Here is an 18,411-nt window from a genome sequence, read left to right as displayed (position 1 = left end):
GTACGGGACACCCGGGGAGCTTGTCCCGGACAGCCGGGCGCTCCACCGTGGCCAGCTCCCTGAGGCGTGGCGGATGTGAACGGGTGGGGCGCGAGCCGGACGCGGTGACCGGTTCCGGCGCCGGGTGCCCGTTGCCGGAGGGCACCGAAACCCGCCAGCCCTGGTGGCACGGCGCACCCGTGCGCCCCGGGCAACCCCACGCGGTCCTCGCGGTGTGCACGTTCGCCGACGGAGGAGGCTGATCACGCGCGGTTCGCGTAGGTCTCAACCCACCGGATCGCGGCGCAGTGCGGGCAGGCGAGTTTCGAGCAGTTGCTCCTGCCGAAAGCACGCGAGGGAAGTGGGCAGGTGTCTGATCCTGCGTCAGGTTTCCCCGTGTGCACCGGGGTTCCTCTATGAACTTGCGCCGGCCCCGACGGGCGGTGGGGCAGTCGTTTTCGGCAGGTGCCACAGGTCCGGCTCTTCGAGCGGGACCGTCACGGTCCGTGGACGCGGCGTCGGCAGCGGCGACACGTACATGAACCGTGACAGACTCGGAGAGGGCGGTGCCTCAGTGCACCCAGAGGCCCGGGAGGGGCAAGTAGCGTTTCTGGAACGAAAATTGACGGTGCGTCGCTTCGGTGGCGCATCTTGTGATCAAGGTCACCGCACGCCAAGCTGGGCGTGAGCGTCACGGGGTGTGTCCGGTAGGGTCTGGGGTGCCCCTTGAGCGTGTGACACCGGGGGCCAAAACATGCACTGACCGGCCCTCTCCTCTTGACCGGATAACGTCAAGGGGTATGGTCTAGACCAAGCATATGCGCGGGAGAGCCCCCACATCGGCTACCGGTACCCCACCACCGGGCTGCCGTTCAGCTCGCCCGCTCGATGACCGCACGCTGCTCCGACGGAACCGCGCGGTGGCGTGCGCCCCCCACGTAGAAGGAGTTGCCATGCCGGGTACCCCTAGGCCGGCCACTGCCCGTACGGCCGTCGTCCCCCTCCTGGCCACGAGCGTGCCGATCCCTACGACGGCGAACGCCCTCCGCTTTTGTTCCCTCCCCTCACCGCTCCACCGGGTGACTCTCACCCACAACCCCATCCAGGCGTGAACACCAGCTGACGTCACGGCAGTTGCCGTCGACGCGACCCGCCCCGGAATCACCGGAGCGGGTCCGAGCAGCATCCCACCACGCCCCGCGCTCCAGCACTCCCGGGAGTTCCTTCCTCGGACTCCGCTCGGGAGCATCCGCGCGGTGGCACCGGCACCGGCCTCATCGCACCGCGCCCGCGACGGCCGTTTGCCGCGACACCATGTAGACACCGATGGGCAGGAGAGTACTCATGACGGTAGGAAACACCAGCGAGAGCCGGTTCTCCACCTCTCAGCAGCGGGTCCTCACTCGGCGCACCGCAGGAGCTCATGTGCGCCCCCGGTCCACCCGCCAACAGGTCACCCGCGCCGCGGACGGTCTGGCCGTGCGGGTCACGGTCCGCGGGCCGATGCTGCTGCGGTGGTCCGTGGGCCTGGTCTTCCTGTGGTTCGGCATCCTCAAGCTCTTCCCTTCCACCAGCCCGGCGGAAGGGGTGGCCGTTCGTGCCGTGTCCAAGATGACCCTGGGCCTGTTGCCCAAGGACGCCATCGTCCCCCTGCTGGCCCTGATGGAGACGGCGATCGGCATAGGCCTGGTCACCGGGCTGCTGCTGCGCTTGACGCTCGTCGTCTTCTTCGGCCACATGGTCGGGGTCTTCTTCGCCCTCTTCCTCCTCGCGGACGAGATGTGGCAGGGCGGATTCCTCATTCCGACGATGGAGGGGCAGTACATCATCAAGAACGTCGTCCTGATCGTCGCGTGTCTTCTCATCGCCGCGGACGAATGGAACCGTAGCGCTGCGTTCCGGATGCATGGTCGGCAGGACCCCATGGGTCCGCAGTGAGCGACGAAGCAGGAAAGCGTCCGGGCCCGGACGGATTCATCCGTCCGGGCCCGGCCGTGTGCGGATTCAGTGGGCCCCGTCGAGCCTGGCCCGCTGATCGGGGGTCAACTCCAGGTCGAGGGCGGCGAGGCTCTCGTCGAGTTGGGCGACCGAGGAGGCGCCGACCAACGGGACGGCCGGGACCTCCGCTCCGATCATCCAGGACAGCACCACCTGGTTGGCCGTGGCGCCCGTCTCCTTGACCACCTCCGCCAGGGCCGCCAGGCGCACCGGGGTGCCTGCGTGGTCGAAGTCGGGGCCGAGGGGCTTGTCCTCACGGGTGTAGGCGCCGCCGAGCAAGGGGGTGTAGGCGACCAGGGCGAGCGTGGGATCCGCACGGACGTAGCTGAGCACGTCGCCGTCCGCGATCCCGTACGCGCCGTCCTTGGACGAGGCGTCCGGCTGGTCCGTGCGACGGCGCAGGTAGCTGTGGCTGTACTGGAGGACCTCGAAGCCCGGCAGGCCCGCCGCGGCGGCGATGGCCCGGGCCCGTTCGACCTTCCACGCCCAGTGGTTGCTGATGCCCAGGAGTCCGACCGTGCCCTCGGCGACCAGGGCGGCGAACCCCTCGACCGTCTTGATCAGCGGGGTCTTCGGGTCCTCGACGTGGGCGTACAGCAGGGGGAGACGGTCCATGCCGAGTCGTTCACGGCTCTGTTCGGCGGCGATGCGGATGGCCTCGGGGGCCAGCCCCTCCCCGTTCTCGATGAATCCGGTGCCGGGTGCCAGCGGTCGCGCTCCCATCTTCGTGGCGATGGTGATCTCGTCGCCGACTCCCCTGCTGGCCCGCCAGCGGCCCAACAGGAGTTCGCTCTCGCCGCCCTGTCCGCCGGTGTGCCAGTAGGCGTAGTTGTTGGACGTGTCGATGAAGGTGCCGCCGGCTTCGACGTAGCGGTCGAGGATGGCGTAGGACGTCTCCTCGTCGGTGAGGGTGCCGAAGGGCATGGCGCCGAGGCTCAGAACGCTGATGTCGCGGCGGGTGTCGGGGTGGGTGCCGATCTGACGGTACTTCACGGATCTCTCCTGGTTCGGGCCCGCGCCTGGTCGGTGGGGCTGGGAGAGACCCTCCCTGTTGGAGCGCGCTTCAGGTCAAGCGGCGATTCCAGGGGGGGTGAGGGCGTCAGATGCGCCAGGAGCGGATGCGGTCGGCCGCGTCGTAGGTGTCCGCTCCGTGGTCGAGGTCACGGGCCAGGTCTATCAACGCGCCGTAGGGAGGGTCGATCCCCTCGCCCGCGGCGTGCATGTACGCCACGGCGATGCCCGCGCCGAACAGTGCGTTGCGGGCGGGCAGGGGGCGCAGTCGCACGATGGTGTGCATCAACACCGCGGCGCGCCAGGCGTTGTCGACGGTCGCGCCGACCTTGGGGGTGTTGACGCGGTGGCGGCCGACCGCGGCCACGAGGGCGGAGAAGTCGTGGACGGCGGGCTGCTTGGGCATGACCTCCGTCTGGCGTTCCAGGAGCCAGCGGATGTCGATGGAGAGTTCCGCCATCAGGCCGCCCGCCCCGACGCGTCCTGCCGGGCGTCATCGGGGAACGCCTGGTCGAAGGCGTCCGCGTGGTCGCTGACGAAGGAGCGGAAGACCTCCGCGGCGCCCTCCAGCCGCGGGTCGCGCACCGCGGCGTGGGCGGCGCGGGTGATGAGTGCCGTCACCGTGGTTCCTTCCGCTTCGGCCCGCTCCTGGAGCAGGGCGTGAAGTTCGTCGGGAACCCGGATCGTCACTGGCTTCGACATGTCCCGACCGTACCGCACGGGGCCTCCGGCGCGCGGCGCCGCGTGCGCCGGCCACGTACGCTCCGTACACCGTGGCGGTGTTCGACGTCGGCTCGGACACAGCGGTCCCCGACGGGGCATCCCGTACGGCGGAACGGTCAGGGTGGGCGGCGCCGCGCGGCGGATGACGGTGACGCGCCGCACATCTCGGGATTGGCCGTCCAGTTACGCATTTCACCTTGAGAAGTACCGGGCAGATGCCTCGACTGACCTCCCGCACCGCTCTATATTGAAGTATCTGGCTAAGCCATTTAGTTGGGTCCGTATGTCGGAGCGTGGGCGGAGAGCCCCGTCGGCCGACGTACCGCTCGCCCCTGTAGCCCGGAGAGCCCTCATGAAACTCACCGAAGCCCTCGACCTGTGCCCCACCGACCTGTTCGTGGACGGCGACTGGCGCCCCGCCACCGACCGTCGCCGGATCGACGTGCACGACCCGGCGACCACGGAAGTCATCGCCTCCGTGGCCTCCGGCGGGGAGGCGGACGCGGTGGCGGCCGTCGAGGCTGCCGCCCGGGCGCTGCCCGGGTGGGCGGCCACTCCCGCACGGGAGCGGTCCACCGTGTTGCGTCGCGCCTACGAGCTGATGACCGAGCGCGCCGACTACTTCGCCACCCTGATCAGCGCCGAGAACGGCAAGGCGTTGACCGACGCGCGGGCCGAAGTCGCCTACGCGGCCGAGTTCTTCCGCTGGTACGCGGAGGAGGCGGTGCGGCTCGCCGGCACCGTTCAGCAGGCTCCGGCGGGCGGGTACCGCATCCTCGTGGACCGGGCGCCCATCGGTGTCGCGGTCCTGGTCACCCCGTGGAACTATCCGGCCGCCATGGCGACCCGGAAGATCGGGCCCGCGCTCGCGGCGGGATGCTCCGTCGTGCTCAAGCCGGCCAGCGACACCCCGCTGACCGCCCTCGCGGTCGCTGCGCTGCTGGCCGAGGCGGGTGCGCCCGCGGGAACCGTCAACGTGGTGCCCGCCGACCGGTCCGGCGCGGTGGTCGGGGCGATGCTCGACCAGCCGGCCGTGCGCAAGCTCTCGTTCACCGGCTCGACCGAGGTCGGGCGCCGGCTGCTGCACAGTGCGGCGGACCGGGTGCTGAGCACCTCCATGGAGTTGGGTGGCAACGCCCCGTTCCTGGTGCTCGCGGACGCGGACCTCGACGCCGCGGTGCGGGGGGCCATGCTCGCGAAGATGCGCAACGGTGGCGAGGCGTGCACGGCGGCCAACCGCTTCTACGTCCACGAGTCCGTGGCCGAGGACTTCGCGTCCCGGTTCGCATCCGCCATGGCCTCCCTCACCGTGGGGCCGGGCCTGGAGGAGGGCACCGAGGTCGGGCCGCTGGTCAACGCGGACACCCGGGACAAGGTCGCGGAGTTGGTGGCGGACGCCGTGGCCCGCGGGGCCCGGGTGCGCACCGGTGGCCGGGCCCCGGAGCGCACCGGCTACTACTACGAGCCCACCGTGCTGGACGAGGTGGCACCGGACTCCGCACTGCTGAGCGAGGAGATCTTCGGCCCGGTCGCGCCGATCGTCCGGTTCCGGGACGAGGCGGAGGCCGTCCGGCTGGCCAACTCCACCGAGTACGGCCTGGTCTCGTACGTGTACACCCGCGACCTGCGACGGGGGCTCGCCGTGTCCGGGGAGTTGGAGAGCGGGATGGTCGGGCTGAACCGGGGCATCGTCTCCGACCCCGCGGCCCCGTTCGGCGGGGTGAAGCAGAGCGGACTCGGTCGGGAAGGGGGACACGAGGGCATCCTTGAGTACACCGAAGCGAAGTACATCGCCACCGATTGGTGATCCCGCACCGCGGGCCGGGGCCCGCCGCATCCTTCGGGGTGCGGCGGGCCCCGGTCGTTCCCGGGCACTGCGGTACGGGCGCCGCGTCGGGGACAAGTGGAACCGCCGTGCGCGGGCCGGTGCAGGACAGGGCATCGGCGGGCGCACGGCGGCTGGAGGGCCCGGGCCGGGGTGGACTCGACCCGCCCCGGACCCGACCCGGGGGCCGAACGGGGCTGGGGCACCCCGCCGACCGCCGGGCGGTCTGGATCCTGCTAGGTCACTCGGTGGGGCGCAGGCCGGCCGCGCGGGCCTCGACCTCGAAGAGGGCCGCGTAGTCCTCCTCGGCGAAACCGTGGCCGATCGCGGTCTGGATCAGCTGGTGCACCATGCTGCTCACCGGCAGCGGCACCTCCAGTTCGCGGGCGGCACCGAGGCCGAGGTCGAAGTCCTTGCGGAGCATCTTGTTGTTGAAGGTGGGCGTGTAGTCGCGCTCCACCAGGGCGCGGCCCTTGTGGCGGATGAAGGTGGAGCCGAGCACGGAGCCGTTGAGGAAGTCGATGAAGGCGGCGCGCGGCACACCGCCCTTCTCCGCGAGGGTGGTGACCTCCACCAGGGCCTGGGTGATCATGCCGAGCATCAGGTTGTGGCAGATCTTCACCAGCCGGCTCTGCTCGGCGGGCCCGGCGTGCACGACGGTCGGGGCGATCAGCTCCAGGTAGGGCAGGACCCGCTCGTAGGTCTCGCGGGGGCCCGAGGCGACGATGGCGCCCATGCGGTCGGCGACCATGTGCGGGTTGCCGCTGATGGGCGAGGCGATGAACGCGGTGCCGGCGGCTTCGCAGGCGGCACGGACCTCGGCGGACGCCTCCGCGGAGACCGTGGAGCAGTCCACGATGACCGACGGGGCCCGCTCGGCGCGCAGCAGCCCGCCTTCTCCGGTGACCACGTCGATGAGGTCCTGGCTCGCCGAGACCATCACGAACACCACGTCCGCGTCGGCGAGTTCGGTGATGGTGGCGACCGCCTTGGCGCCCTTGGCCACCAGCGGCTCGGTCTTGGCGGCGGTGCGGTTCCAGACGGTGAGGTCGACGCCGCCCGCGAGGAGGGCCTCGGACATCACGGCGCCCATCCGGCCGGTGCCGAGCCAGCCGATTCGCTCGCTGAGGGATGCGCTCATGGTGGTTCCTCGCTTCTCTGGGTGTTGAGGGTGTGGGTTGGTGCTCGGGGTGCCGGGCTGTCGCGGGCCGGATGCCCGCGGCGACCACCGGAGATCCTCGGTGACGAGGTGGCTTCACGCGCACGTGGCGGTGCCGGTGGTGGTGACGATCCGCTCCGCCGAGGGAATCGTCAGGTCCTTCAGGGCGTCGGCGGGGGCAGGGGACGCACGGGGGTGGTGCTCCCGTGCCCGGGCGACGGTGCGGGCGGTCGGGGGATCGCGTCCACCGAGCGCCCGGTGAGCGGGGCTCTGCGCCAGGCCTGACCGCCGTCGCTCCAGACGTCGGTGTAGAGCCGGGACAGTTCGGGCCAGCCGCTGCCCCGCGCTTCCTCGGCGGCGGCGTCGACCAGGAAGCGGACCTCTGCGTGGACGGCGTCGAGGTGCTCCGCGGCCACGCCCCGATCGGTGAGCCTGGCCCGGTAGGCGACCAGGGGGTCCCGTCCCGTACGAGGCGGGGCCCCGCCGGCGCCGTGGTGGGTGACGGCCTCGATCAGTGCGGGCCCGCCCCCCGCGCGGGCCCGTTCGATCGCTGCCCGCGCGGTCAGGTGGACCTCGTCGGGGTCGTTGCCGTCGATCACCACGGACGACGGGTCGTGGGTCTCGGCGCGGTCGACGGCGGCGTGCCGTGCGGAGTCGCCGCTCTCGCGCACGAGGACGACCGGCAGGTTCCACGCGACGGCGAAGCCCAGTGCCTCGCGGAGGGCTCCTCCGTCGGTGGTGCCGTCCCCGACGAGGCAGACGGTGACCTGGTCGCCGCCCCGGTACCGGGCCGCCCAGGCCGCGTCGTTGACGTGGACGAGCGGGGTGCCGAGGAGACGCGTCGAACCGCCCCTGCCGGGTGCCGCCGCGTTCTCCCTGCCGAGGAGTTCGGCCATCAGCGGGGCGAGCGGGGTGCCGCGCGCCACGAGGTGGTGGTGGCTGCGGTAGGTGGCGAAGGAGTGGTCGTCGGGACGCATGGCGCTGGCGACGCCGGCGGCCACGGCCTCCTGGCCGGTACCGGAGCGGACGGTGTCCTGGAGCAGACCCTGACGGAGGAGGTCGTGTGCCCGCAGCTCGAACCTGCGGACGGTGGACATGATCCGGTACAGGGCCAGCGAGGTGTCCACGGAGACCTCGCCGGTCACGGGGCGCGTGACCGGCGGGTGGGTGGCATGGGTGTCGACGGACATGGTCCGCGCCTTTCTGGGGCGGGGGTGCCCCCGGGGGCCGTGGGTTCGGCCCCCGGGTGCGGTGTGCTCAGTACTGGTTGGCGATGAACAGTTCGTCCGCGGGGAAGCGGGTGAGGATCTCGACGCCGTTGGCGGTGACGACGACCTCCTCCTCGATGCGGGCCGCGGAGACCCCGTCGGTGGCCGGGCAGTAGGTCTCCAGGGCGAAGACCATGCCCTCCTCGATGAGCATCGGGCTCTCCAGCGAGGTCAGCCGGCTGATGATGGGCCGCTCGTGCAGGGCGAGTCCGAGTCCGTGCCCGAAGAGCAGGCCGAACGCGGTCTTCTCGTCCTGGACGCCGATCTCCTCGGCGGTCGGCCACAGCCGGGCCACGTCGGCGGTGGACACGCCGGGCTTGATCGCGTCGATGGCGATGTCCATCCACTCGCGGGCCCGGGTGTAGGCGTCGCGCTGCACGGTGGTGGCGCGGCCCACGTTGAACGTGCGGTAGTAGCACGTCCGGTAGCCGTTGTAGGAGTGCATGATGTCGAAGAACGCCTGGTCGCCCGGGCGGATGATGCGGTCGGAGAAGTTGTGCGGGTGCGGGTTGCAGCGCTCGCCGGAGACCGCGTTGATGGACTCGACGTCGTCGGAACCCATCTCGTACAGGCGCTTGTTGGCGAGGGCGACGATCTCGTTCTCCCGCACACCGGGCTTGAGGGCCTCGGTGATGTCGTGGTAGACGCCGTCGACCATGGCGGCGGCCATCGACAGGAGGGTGATCTCGTCGCGGTTCTTGATCTGGCGGGCGTCCAGCATGGTCTGCTGGCCGTCGCGGACGTCGATGCCCTGGCGGGTGAGCTCGGTGTGCATGGGCAGGTCGAGCAGGTCCACGCCGATGGGCATGCCACCGACGCCGGCGGCGGCGAGGCGGTCCTTGATCTCGGCGACCGCGCGGCCCATCAGGTCGGCGTCCGGGGGCACCGCGCCGCGCATGGTGGTCCAGGACGACAGACAGTTCTCCGGCTTCATCCAGGGGGCGTACATCCGGTTGTGGACGGCGGCGGAGCCGAAGTCCCACAGGATCAGTTCCCCGGTGCGGGTGTAGATGGCGTACCGGGAGAGCTTCTCCCGGGTCCACTCGCCGATCGATATGCCGGTCAGGTAGCGGATGTTGTTGTTGTCGAACACCAGGACCGCGCCCAGTTCGCTGGCCTCCAGGGCCTGCTGGATGCGCGACAGGCGGTAGGAGCGCAGGCGGTCGAAGTTGACGCGCTCCTCGAAGTCGACGAGTCCGTGACCGGGTGCCGGTGCGATGGGCAGGGCCGGGGTGGGCGGAAGGCTCATGTGCTCTCCAAGGGAGTGAGGGACGGAAGGGGTCAGGAAGCCGCGGCGACGGGTGTCGGTTCGGTGTGGTGGCACGCCGCCAGGGCTCCGGTGCTCGCCAGCGGCAACAACGCGGGCTGCTCGGTGCGGCACAGGTCGTCGGCGCGCGGGCACCGGGGGTTGAAGGCACAGCCGGGGGGCGGTGCCAGGGGGCTCGGGAGTTCGGTGTCGCTGGCGAGTGCGCGCCGGCGGGCCGAGCGGGCGGCCTGGCGTGCCGGGTCCGCGAGGAGCGTGGACGCCAGGAGGGTCTGGGTGTAGGGGTGCGCCGGGTGGCGGTACACCTGGTCGGCGGGACCGGATTCGGCGAGTTGGCCGAGGTAGAGGACCCCGATCTCGTCGCTCATGTGGCGCACGACCTCCAGGTCGTGGGCGATGAACAGGTAGCTGACGCCGAGGTCGCGCTGGAGTTCCTTGAGCAGGTTGATGACCTGGCTCTGGGTGGAGACGTCCAGGGCGCTGACGGGTTCGTCGCAGACGATCAGTCGGGGCCGGGTGGCCAGGGCGCGGGCGATGGCGACGCGTTGGCGCTGGCCGCCGGAGAGTTCGTGCGGGTAGCGCTGGGCGTGGTAGCCGGACAGGCCGACCCGGTCGAGGGAGTCGGTGATCTCCCGGTTGCGTTCGGCGGTGCCGAGCTCCCGGTGCCGGGTGAGGGCCTGGCCGAGGGTGGTGGCGATGGTCTGCCGGGGGTTCAGCGAGGACAGCGGGTCCTGGAAGACCACCTGGACGTCCCGGTTGAAGGACGGCGGGGTGCGACGGCCGAAGGCGGCGACGTCCTGTCCGTCGAAGACGACCCTGCCCTCGGAGATCGGGGCCAGGCGCAGGATGGCGCGGCCGATGCTGCTCTTGCCCGAACCCGACTCCCCCACCAGGCCGAGGGTCTTCCCGGCGCCGATGGTGAAGCTGACGTCGCGGACCGCGGAGAGCAGCTTGGGCTTGCCGGTCATGCCCCGACCGAGCTGGTAGCGCACGGTGAGGTTCTCGACGGTCAGGAGGGGGGCGTCCGCGGTGGAGTCCGCCGCGGCGCGTGCCTTGTCGTTCATCGGGCACCTGCCAGCTGGAGTTCGGCGGCCCGCAGGCAGCGCACTCCGTCGATGTCGATCGGTACCGGGGTGGTGCGGCAGCCGTCGGTGGCGTAGGAGCAGCGCGGGTTGAACCGGCAGCCCTGGGGCCAGTCCCAGGCCGGCGGGACCCGGCCGGGGATGGTGGCGAGCGGCTCGTCGCCCGAACCGTGGTGCGGTACGGCGGCGAGCAGCGCCTCGGTGTAGGGGTGCCGGGGCTGGGCGAACGCGTCCAGCACGGTGCGCTGTTCGGCGATCTGCCCGGCGTACATGACGGCGATGCGGTCGCAGCTGTCGGCGACGACACCGAGGTCGTGGGTGATCAGGAGCAGGGACATCGACAGCCGCTCGCGCAGGGAGGCGAGCAGGTCGAGCACCTGGGCCTGGATGGTGACGTCGAGGGCGGTGGTGGGCTCGTCGGCGATGAGGAGTTCCGGGTCGCAGGCGAGGGCGCCGGCGATCACCACGCGCTGGGCCATGCCTCCGGAGAACTGGTGCGGGTAGTCCTTGAGCCGCTGGCGCGGTGCCGGGACGCCGACCAGGCCGAGGAGTTCGGCGGCGCGTTCGGTGGCTTGGGCGCTGTTGAGGTCGCTGTGGGCCCGGATGGCGTCCGTGAGCTGGCGGCCGACGGTGTGCACCGGGGAGAGCGCGGAGCCGGGGTCCTGGAAGACCATGCCGATCCGGCCGCCGCGGACCCGGCGCAGCGGCTCGCCGGTGAGGCCGGCGAGTTCGGTGTCCTGGAGTCGGATGGAGCCGGAGGCGACGGTGACGCCCTTGGGCAGCAGGCCGAGGATCGCGGAGGCGGTGATGGACTTGCCGCATCCGGATTCGCCGACCAGGCCGAAGGTTTCGCCGCGGTTGATGTGGAAGGTGACGTCGGAGACGAGTTGGGCGCCACCGGGGTCGGTGACGGTGAGGCCGTCGACCCGGAGCAGGGCGTCCGCCGGAGCCGCGGGCGCCGTGGCGGCGACCCGTGCGGGTGCCTTGGTGAGTGCGGGGCGCGGTTCCTTCTGGTCGGGGTCGGCCGCGGGGGTGGCGGGGTCGGGGGTCAGGTCGGTGAGAGCGGCGGGACCGATGCCGGTCGGGTCGCCGGTCTCGGTGACGGTGGTGGTGTCCGGGGTGGTCTCCTTGGCCGGTCGGGCGGAGCCGGCGGACCGGGGCGAGCCGGCGTCGCGCAGGCCGTCGCCCAGCAGGTTGAAGACGAGGACGCTCAGGGTGATCGCCAGGCCGGGCAGGATCGCCAGCAGCGGGTGCTCGGCGACGTGCTGGCGGGAGGCGTCCAGCATGGCGCCCCAGCTGACCTGGCTGGTGTCGACGCCGACGCCGAGGAAGCTCAGGGTGGCTTCGATGAGCAGGGCCGTGCCGAGGGCGATGGACGCCTGCACGATCAGTGGCGGCGACACGTTGGGCAGGACCTGGCGGAACATCACGAGCACGGGACGCAGTCCGAGGACGCGGGCGGCGTCGACGTAGAGCTTCTCCCGTTCGGCGAGGACCACGGCCCGGGTGATGCGCATGAAGCTGACGGCGAAGATGAAGCCGACGGCGAGCATCGCGTTGCCGAGTCCGTTGCCGAGGACGGCGACCAGCGCGAGGGCGAGCAGCAGGGCGGGGATGGACTGCATGACGTCGGCGACGCGCATGCCGATCCGGTCCCACCAGCCGCCCCGGTAGCCGACGAAGAGTCCGAGGCTGACTCCGAGGAGGAGGCCGATGGCGACGGACTCGCCGGAGGCGAGGAGCGCGGTGCGGGTGCCGTAGATCAGCCGGGACAGGGTGTCGCGGCCGAGGTCGTCGGTGCCCAGCCAGTGGTCGGCGCTGGGGCCCTGGAGCTTGTCGGCGACGCTGAGTTCGGTGGGCCCGTAGGGGGCGATCAGCGGGGCGGCGAGGGCGACGAGGACCTGGAGGCCGAGGAAGGCCAGGCAGAACAGGGTCAGGGGTTGCCGGAGCAGGCGACGGAAGGTCCCGGCCCGGGCCTGTTGGGTGCTCATTGGGGCCTCACCTTCGGGTTGATCACGCCGTACAGGACGTCCGCGCCCAGGTTGACGAGCAGGACGATCACCGCGACCAGGACGATGGCTCCTTGGAGCACCGGGTAGTCGGCCTTCATGACGCTGTCGATGAGCATGGTGCCGAGGCCGGGGACCGCGAAGATGCGTTCGATCACGAAGCTCGCGGCGACCAGGACGGACATCTGGATGGCGATGACCGCGAGGACGGGGACCATGGCGTTCTTGGTGGCGTACCGCAGGATGATGGTGCGGCGTCGGATGCCGCGGGCCAGCAGGGTCTGCACGTACGGGGACTCCAGGGAGTCGATCATGGCGCTGCGGGTCTGGCGGGCGATGACGGCCGCGGTGTGGGAGCCGAGGGCCAGGGCCGGCAGGATCATGCCCTCGAACCAGGCCGCCGGGTCCTCGGTGAGCGGGGTGTAGCCCACGACCGGGAGCCAGCCGAGGTTCACCGCGAACACCAGCACCAACAGCATGGCCAGCCAGAAGCTGGGGACGGCTAGGCCGAGGGCCACGACGGTGGTGAGCAGCCGGTCGGCGACGGTGCCGGGGCGCAGGGCCCCGAGGACGCCGAGCGGGACGCCGACCACGAGGGCGATCGCCATGCCGGCGATGGCCAGCGACAGGGTGATGCCGATGCCGGTGCTGATGGACTCGGTGACCGGGACGCTGGTGTACAGGGAGGCTCCGAGGTCTCCGCTGAGGGCGCCGCCGAGCCAGTCCACGTACTGGGTGAACAGGGAGCGGTCCAGGCCGAGTTGTTCGCTCATGGCGGCCTTGTCGGCGGCCGGCGCGCCTTCACCGAGGATCTGCGCCACCGGGTCGGTGGGCGTCAGGTGGACCAGGGTGAAGACGAACGCCGACACCAGCAGCAGCGTGGGCAGGGCGGACAGCAGCCGCTGCAGGATGAACTTGGTCACCGGACCGGCCCCAGGTCCGGGACTGGTCCGCCGTGGGCGGCCGCGTCGGCGAAGACCCGTTCGCGGACCCGGCGGGTCGCGGCGCCCGCTTCGGCGGGGTCGAGGTCGGTGAGTCGGCCGTCGCGCTTGCGGACCCGGCCGCCGACGATGACGGTGTCCACGTCGCGCGGGCCGGTCTGGAGGACCACGTGCGCGGCCGGGTCGCCGAGGGCGATGCCGTAGGGCTCGGTGTCGACGAGGACGATGTCGGCGAGCCGGCCGGGGGTGAGGCGGCCGAGGTCGTCGCCGAGGCCGAGGGCCGCGGCGGCGTTGACGGTGGCGTAGTGGAGCATGTCGCGGGGCTGGACCAGCGGGACGCCGGGGTGGTGCTCCAGGGGCCAGCGGCCGGCTTCGCGTTCGGTGGTGGCGTCCACGTTGCGCATCAGCAGGAAGGTGAGGCGCATGGCGGCGAACAGGTCGATGGCGACGCGGGAGTGGGTGTCGATGCCGAGGCTGGGGCTGGCGCCGAAGCGGTGGGCGCGGTTGAGGATGGTCATGGACCGGCCGCCGCCGAACTCACCTTCGGGGGTGAAGGAGATGCCGCCGCCGCAGGCCGCGAGGAGGGCGAGTTCCTCGTCGTCGGCGGAGTTGGCGTGGGCGGGGACGATGTCGGAGTCGAGGAGTCCGGCCCGGTGCAGGGCGCGGATCTGGCCGGGCGGGTTCTGGTGGACGCTCATCCGCATGCCGAGTTCGCGGGCGAGGGCGATCTCCTTGGTGACCCGTTCCATGGAGCCGTACTCGATGGAGCCGAGGGCCATGCCGACCCGCAGCAGCCCGTCGCCGTTCTCGTTGACCTCGTCGTGCAGGCGTCGGACGTGGTCGAGGCGCCAGGCGTGGTCCTCGGGCGGGGCGCCGAAGGTGCCCAGCATGCCGTAGGCGAACAGGGCGCGCTGGCCGGTGACGCGGTGGGCGCGCAGTCCGGCTTCGGCGGCCTCGGGGGACATGACGTTGTGGCAGAAGTCGAGGACGCCGGTGACGCCGGCGTCGAGCATCTGGGTGGTGCCGGAGACGGTCGCGTCGTAGATGTCCTCGGGGGCGAAGTGCTCGCGGAGGTAGAAGACCTCGTTCTGGTAGTCCTCGCCGGTCCAGCCCTGGGCGTGCAGTCCCTTGAGGGGGGTCTGCCAGGCGTGCATGTGGGTGTCGATGAGCCCGGGGATGGCGATCATGCCGCGGGCGGGGATGACCTCGGTGTCCGGGGCGACGCGGTCGGAGAGGTCCGGGCCGACGGCGGTGATGCGGTCGCCGGTGACGAGGATGTCGCCGGTGGTGAGGTCACCGAGGTCGGGGTCCATGGTGAGGACGGTGGCGCCCTGGATGAGCAGGGTGCGCTCGGCGTGGTTGTCGGTGGTCTCAGGCACGGCTGACTCCCTGGGTGACGGGGGCGGCGAGGGGCAGGTCGGCGTAGGGCTCGGCGGTGTACACGATCCGGCCGTCGACGAGGGTGAGCACCGACTCGATGCGCGGGATGACGTCTTCGTCGACGGTGAAGTAGTCGTCGCTGAGGACGGCGAGGTCGGCGAGGAGCCCGGGCTCCAGACGGCCCCGCTCGTTCTCCTCGAAGCTGAACCAGGTGCCGTCGGCGGTGTAGCCGCGCAGGGCTTCCTCGCGGGTCAGCAGGTGCCGTGCGTCGAGGGTGGGGTTGCCGGTGACGGTGCGCCCGTTGAGGAACCAGGCGAGCGTGGCGAACGGGTTGAACGAGGCGACGCGCATGGCGTCCGAGCCGAGGCCGAGCGGGATGCCCCGTTCGATGAGGGTGCGCAGCGGGGGCGCTTCGGCGACCGTCTCGGCGCCCCAGGCCGCGAGGGCCTCGTCGCCCTGGAAGCGGAACAGCCCCTGGGCGAGGACGCCGGCGCCGAGGGCGGCGATCCGGTCGACGTCGGCGGGCCGCAGCGGCTCGGCGTGGACCAGGGCCCAGCGCAGGTCGCTGATGTCGTGCTCGGCGTGCACGTCCTCCCAGGCGCTGAGGACGGCGTCGATGGTCTCGTGGTGGTGGGCGTGGGTGTGCACGGTCCACCGGTTGCGGGCGAGGTCGGAGAACATCTCCCGCAGCTGCCGCCGGACGTCGTCGTCGATGACGACGGGGTGGGCGATCTTGTCGACGGTGCGGTAGAGGGCGACCTCTCCGGAGCCGATGACCCGCAGCATGCCGTCGCCGACGTCGAGCGGGGTGAAGCGGAGGTAGCCGGCGAGCTCCTCCTGCTCGGTGCCGGCCCGGGAGGCGTGCACGGCGAGGCGGCTGCGGACGGTGAGCTGTCCGCGGCGCCAGGTCTCGCGGATGGCGGGGTAGGCGTCGGGGCCGCTGTTGAAGCCGCCGCCGTCGATCGCGCCGGTGATGCCGAGGCGGTTGAGGGCCCGGGACATCTCGGCGGTGGAGGCCACCTGCTCCTCGAAGTCGGGGCTGGGCATCCGCCGGTAGAACCACTCCATCAGCGGGGTGCCGTTGACCTTGCCGGTGAGTTCGCCGTCCGCGTCGGTCTCGAAGGAGGCCGGGTCGAAGCCCTCGTCGGCGAGGGTGCGCACCAGGTCGCGGTCGACGCCGAGGGCGCGCATGGCGGCGGTGTTGAGCACGGCCCAGTCGTAGAGGAACTGGACGTAGACCGGGTTGTCGGGGGCGGCGCGGTCGAGTTCGGCGCGGCTGGGGCCGCGGTTCTCGGGGAACTGGGCGGGGTGCCAGCCGCCGATGACCCTGATCCAGCTGCCTTCGGCGCGTTCGCCGACGCGACGGGTGATGGCCGCCAGTCCGCTCTCCAGGGAGCGCTCGTCCTCCCAGCGGACCTCGTCGCGCCAGGTGCGTCCGGCCCGGACGATGTGGACGTGGGAGTCGATCAGCCCGGGGATGACGCGGCGTCCGGCCAGGTCGACCACGGTGGTGGCGGGGCCGGCGAGGTCGGCGATCTCCTCGGTGGTGCCGACCGCCGCGATCCGCTGGCCGGTGATGGCGACGGCTTCCGCTTCGGCGCCGTCGGCGGCCGCGGACATGGTGGTCACGCGTCCGTTCAGGAGCACCAGGTCCGGGTGGGCCGGGGAAGGCGGTGTGCTGCTCATGGGTGGGTTCTCCATCCAGGTGTACGGAGGGTGTGGCGGGGTGCGTGGTGCCACGTGCGAAGGGGCGGCGGGGGTGGCGTGGGGCTCCGGATGCCCTCGGGCGCTGGTGGCCCGGGCAGGCCCGGCCGGTTGCTGTCGTGGTCCGGCGCGGGCGGTTCGGTGCACGTCCGTGCGGAACGGCGGTGCAACCGGAGGGGGTTCGTGGAGGACGGCCCGGGGGTGGGGCTCACGGGCCGACCGGGAGGTCAGAGGACCTTGACTTCCTTGTAGCGGAAGACCGCCACGTCGTTGGTGGTGGAGACGATGTTGTCGACCTTCTTCGGGTCGTAGGCCCAGAAGCCCGAGTAGTCGAAGTAACCACAGCCCAGCGCCTCGTCGTTCACCACCTTGGAGATCTTCTTCCAGGCGGCTTCGCGGGCTTCGGGGGTCTTGGCGGTGAGGCCCTCTTCCGCGGCGGCGTCCAGCTCCTTGTACTCGACCTTCATCGGGTTGCCGGGAGCGTCGGCGGCGAACTTGCGGTTGTAGTAGTCGTACGCACCCGAGCGGGAGCCGTCGGAGAGGATCGCGGCCGGGTACTTGCCGTTCTGATAGGTGCTCAGGAACTGCGGGAAGTTGGGGAGTTCCAGCTTGACGTCCACACCGATCTTGGACATCTGGCTCTTGAACAGCTCGGCGATGGTGCGCTGGGTGTCGTAGCTGATGAGCGTGAACGACTTCGGGCCCTTGGACTCGGCCATCAGCTGCTTGGCCTTCTCCAGGTCGAAGGGGTAGCCCTTCAGCGACGGGTCGTAGCCCGGCTGCCCCTCGGGGAAGCGCTGGAGCGGGGTCTTGCCCTTGCCCCCGAGCGCCGCGTCGATGTAGTCCTGCGGGTTCATCGCGTGACACACGGCCTGGCGGAACTTCTTGTCCTTGAAGACGCCCTCCGTGTCGTACATCTGGAGGTACCAGAGGACGGACGGGAACCAGGTGGACTTCAGCCCCTCCTTGTCCGCGCGGGCGGCGAGCGGGGGCGAGGTCCACACCACGTCGAGCTGTCCGGCGCGCAGGGCGTTGTAGAGGCTGTCCGGGTCGTTGATCTGGGTGACCTCGACGCGGGCGGGACCGACGGACTTCTTGTCGTAGTACTTGTCGAAGGAGGTGACGACGGTCCGCAGGCCCTTGGTGGACGACTTCGCGTCGAACTGCCACGGGCCGGTGCCGGCGGCCTTGGTCTTCCAGGTGCCGTCGGCGAGGGCCTTGGGCGAGACCATGAACATGCCCAGCCGGGCGAGGTTGTTGATGAGGCTGGGGGCCGCTTCCTTGAGCTCGATGCGCACGTGGGTGTCGTCCACGGCCGTCATCGTCTTGATGGCGGCGAGCTGGCTGCGGTACTGGCTCGGCTGCTTCTGGATGCGTTCCAGGTTCTTGACGACCGCTTCCGCGTTGAACGGCGTGCCGTCGTGGAAGACCACGCCCGAGCGGAGGGTGAAGTCGATGCGCAGGCCCGACTCCTTCCAGTCGGTGGCCAGTTGCGGCTCCAGGGTGAAGCCGTCGGCAGCGACGCTGATCAGCGGCTCGTAGACGAGCGAACTGAAGGTGCTGTTCTGCTTGTTGACGGTATCCCAGTCGTCGAACTGCTGGTTGGTGCCGATGCGGAGGGTGCCGCTCGGCCCGTCACCCGACTTCTTGGCGGTGCCGGTACTGCCGGTGGTGCTGCCGCCACCGCCGGAGCAGGCGGTGAGGGTGACGGCGAGGGCGATGGTCAGCAGGGCGCCGCCGAGTCGGGCACCCCCGGCTCTTGGCCCGGTGCGGTGTGCCCGCCCCCAGGGGGCGGACTGTCCGTTGTCGTTCACAGCAAGAACCTCCACACAGGTCTGTGGGCCCGTTCACAGCGGGGCTTGTGCGCTATAGTGCACGCTGCGTGCAGCCAGCTTGTCAAGGGATAAACCAAAGACGCATGAAGTCCGATTTCTTCGCCTCGGATGGGTGACAACCGTGCAGTATGTCGACCATGCTGTACAGCGGTGCACGCTTCTCTACAGTCCGCATGTTGTGCACGATGAGTCGGGGCGGCCGGACCGATCGCCCTCACGGAAGCGGGAGGCGT

14 protein-coding genes are annotated in these 18,411 nt (G+C 71.1%); 2 read left to right on the top strand and 12 right to left on the bottom strand.

All coding sequences use genetic code 11. The features are described from left to right. Positions 1-1,323: 1,323 nt before the first annotated feature. Positions 1,324-1,917: a DoxX family protein gene (locus ACSMX9_RS29775; protein ID WP_351249734.1), complete on the top strand. Its 594-nt coding sequence runs from the start codon at positions 1,324-1,326 to the stop codon at positions 1,915-1,917. Positions 1,918-1,983: 66 nt separating this feature from the next. Here ACSMX9_RS29775 and ACSMX9_RS29770 read toward each other — a convergent pair whose 3' ends face one another. From ACSMX9_RS29770 to ACSMX9_RS29760, 3 genes are all read right to left on the bottom strand, one after another. Continuing rightward, entirely contained in the window at positions 1,984-2,970 is a 987-nt protein-coding gene (locus tag ACSMX9_RS29770; protein ID WP_445398738.1) for an aldo/keto reductase, read from the bottom strand. Positions 2,971-3,076: 106 nt separating this feature from the next. Then, positions 3,077-3,448 carry a toxin Doc gene (locus tag ACSMX9_RS29765; protein ID WP_445398736.1) on the bottom strand — a complete coding sequence of 124 codons (372 nt, stop codon included), beginning with the start codon at positions 3,446-3,448 and terminating at the stop codon, positions 3,077-3,079. Continuing rightward, positions 3,448-3,690 carry a YlcI/YnfO family protein gene (locus ACSMX9_RS29760; RefSeq protein WP_351249738.1) on the bottom strand — a complete coding sequence of 81 codons (243 nt, stop codon included), beginning with the start codon at positions 3,688-3,690 and terminating at the stop codon, positions 3,448-3,450. The genes ACSMX9_RS29765 and ACSMX9_RS29760 overlap by 1 nt, the downstream gene beginning before the upstream one ends. 373 nt (positions 3,691-4,063) lie before the next feature. On the opposite strand from ACSMX9_RS29760, the gene ACSMX9_RS29755 reads away from it, so the two are divergent. Then, entirely contained in the window at positions 4,064-5,518 is a 1,455-nt protein-coding gene (locus ACSMX9_RS29755; protein WP_445398734.1) for an NAD-dependent succinate-semialdehyde dehydrogenase, read from the top strand. 259 nt (positions 5,519-5,777) lie between these two features. Here the strand turns inward: ACSMX9_RS29755 and ACSMX9_RS29750 are convergent, their stop codons facing one another. The 9 genes from ACSMX9_RS29750 to ACSMX9_RS29710 all read right to left on the bottom strand — a co-directional run bounded on the left by ACSMX9_RS29750 (position 5,778) and on the right by ACSMX9_RS29710 (position 18,157). Next, a complete protein-coding gene (locus ACSMX9_RS29750) occupies positions 5,778-6,677 on the bottom strand; it encodes an NAD(P)-dependent oxidoreductase (RefSeq protein ID WP_351249410.1) in 900 nt (299 codons plus the stop codon). Positions 6,678-6,856: 179 nt separating this feature from the next. Further along, positions 6,857-7,885 (bottom strand): thiamine pyrophosphate-dependent dehydrogenase E1 component subunit alpha, encoded by a 1,029-nt coding sequence (locus ACSMX9_RS29745; RefSeq protein WP_445398732.1) that lies wholly within the window; start codon positions 7,883-7,885, stop codon positions 6,857-6,859. 67 nt (positions 7,886-7,952) lie between these two features. Further along, positions 7,953-9,212 (bottom strand): M24 family metallopeptidase, encoded by a 1,260-nt coding sequence (locus ACSMX9_RS29740; protein WP_351249406.1) that lies wholly within the window; start codon positions 9,210-9,212, stop codon positions 7,953-7,955. A 32-nt stretch (positions 9,213-9,244) separates the two neighbouring features. Beyond that, a complete protein-coding gene (locus tag ACSMX9_RS29735) occupies positions 9,245-10,291 on the bottom strand; it encodes an ABC transporter ATP-binding protein (RefSeq protein ID WP_445398730.1) in 1,047 nt (348 codons plus the stop codon). Next, a complete protein-coding gene (locus tag ACSMX9_RS29730; RefSeq protein ID WP_445398728.1) occupies positions 10,288-12,300 on the bottom strand; it encodes a dipeptide/oligopeptide/nickel ABC transporter permease/ATP-binding protein in 2,013 nt (670 codons plus the stop codon). Before ACSMX9_RS29730 ends, ACSMX9_RS29735 begins: the two co-directional genes overlap by 4 nt. After that, positions 12,297-13,241 carry an ABC transporter permease gene (locus tag ACSMX9_RS29725; protein ID WP_445398726.1) on the bottom strand — a complete coding sequence of 315 codons (945 nt, stop codon included), beginning with the start codon at positions 13,239-13,241 and terminating at the stop codon, positions 12,297-12,299. Before ACSMX9_RS29725 ends, ACSMX9_RS29730 begins: the two co-directional genes overlap by 4 nt. Further along, a complete protein-coding gene (locus tag ACSMX9_RS29720) occupies positions 13,238-14,638 on the bottom strand; it encodes an amidohydrolase family protein (RefSeq protein ID WP_445398724.1) in 1,401 nt (466 codons plus the stop codon). The genes ACSMX9_RS29725 and ACSMX9_RS29720 overlap by 4 nt, the downstream gene beginning before the upstream one ends. After that, positions 14,631-16,325 carry an amidohydrolase gene (locus ACSMX9_RS29715; RefSeq protein ID WP_445398722.1) on the bottom strand — a complete coding sequence of 565 codons (1,695 nt, stop codon included), beginning with the start codon at positions 16,323-16,325 and terminating at the stop codon, positions 14,631-14,633. The genes ACSMX9_RS29720 and ACSMX9_RS29715 overlap by 8 nt, the downstream gene beginning before the upstream one ends. A 245-nt stretch (positions 16,326-16,570) precedes the next feature. Next, on the bottom strand, positions 16,571-18,157 hold the full coding sequence (locus ACSMX9_RS29710; RefSeq protein WP_445398720.1) for an ABC transporter substrate-binding protein: 1,587 nt from the start codon (positions 18,155-18,157) through the stop codon (positions 16,571-16,573). Positions 18,158-18,411 lie beyond the last annotated feature (254 nt).

This window comes from Streptomyces sp. LE64, assembly GCF_052606915.1.
The sequence above is the reverse complement of the archived record's forward strand: the minus strand, read 5'-3'. Positions and strand labels throughout refer to the sequence as shown.

What these genes read in the sequence shown, in the direction of transcription:
- ACSMX9_RS29775 (WP_351249734.1), top strand. Translation starts at nt 1,324, where the DNA reads ATGACGGTAGGAAACACCAGCGAGAGCCGGTTCTCCACCTCTCAGCAG.
- ACSMX9_RS29765 (WP_445398736.1), bottom strand. Translation starts at nt 3,448, where the DNA reads ATGGCGGAACTCTCCATCGACATCCGCTGGCTCCTGGAACGCCAGACG.
- ACSMX9_RS29760 (WP_351249738.1), bottom strand. Translation starts at nt 3,690, where the DNA reads ATGTCGAAGCCAGTGACGATCCGGGTTCCCGACGAACTTCACGCCCTG.
- ACSMX9_RS29755 (WP_445398734.1), top strand. Translation starts at nt 4,064, where the DNA reads ATGAAACTCACCGAAGCCCTCGACCTGTGCCCCACCGACCTGTTCGTG.
- ACSMX9_RS29750 (WP_351249410.1), bottom strand. Translation starts at nt 6,677, where the DNA reads ATGAGCGCATCCCTCAGCGAGCGAATCGGCTGGCTCGGCACCGGCCGG.
- ACSMX9_RS29745 (WP_445398732.1), bottom strand. Translation starts at nt 7,885, where the DNA reads ATGTCCGTCGACACCCATGCCACCCACCCGCCGGTCACGCGCCCCGTG.
- ACSMX9_RS29740 (WP_351249406.1), bottom strand. Translation starts at nt 9,212, where the DNA reads ATGAGCCTTCCGCCCACCCCGGCCCTGCCCATCGCACCGGCACCCGGT.
- ACSMX9_RS29735 (WP_445398730.1), bottom strand. Translation starts at nt 10,291, where the DNA reads ATGAACGACAAGGCACGCGCCGCGGCGGACTCCACCGCGGACGCCCCC.
- ACSMX9_RS29730 (WP_445398728.1), bottom strand. Translation starts at nt 12,300, where the DNA reads ATGAGCACCCAACAGGCCCGGGCCGGGACCTTCCGTCGCCTGCTCCGG.
- ACSMX9_RS29715 (WP_445398722.1), bottom strand. Translation starts at nt 16,325, where the DNA reads ATGAGCAGCACACCGCCTTCCCCGGCCCACCCGGACCTGGTGCTCCTG.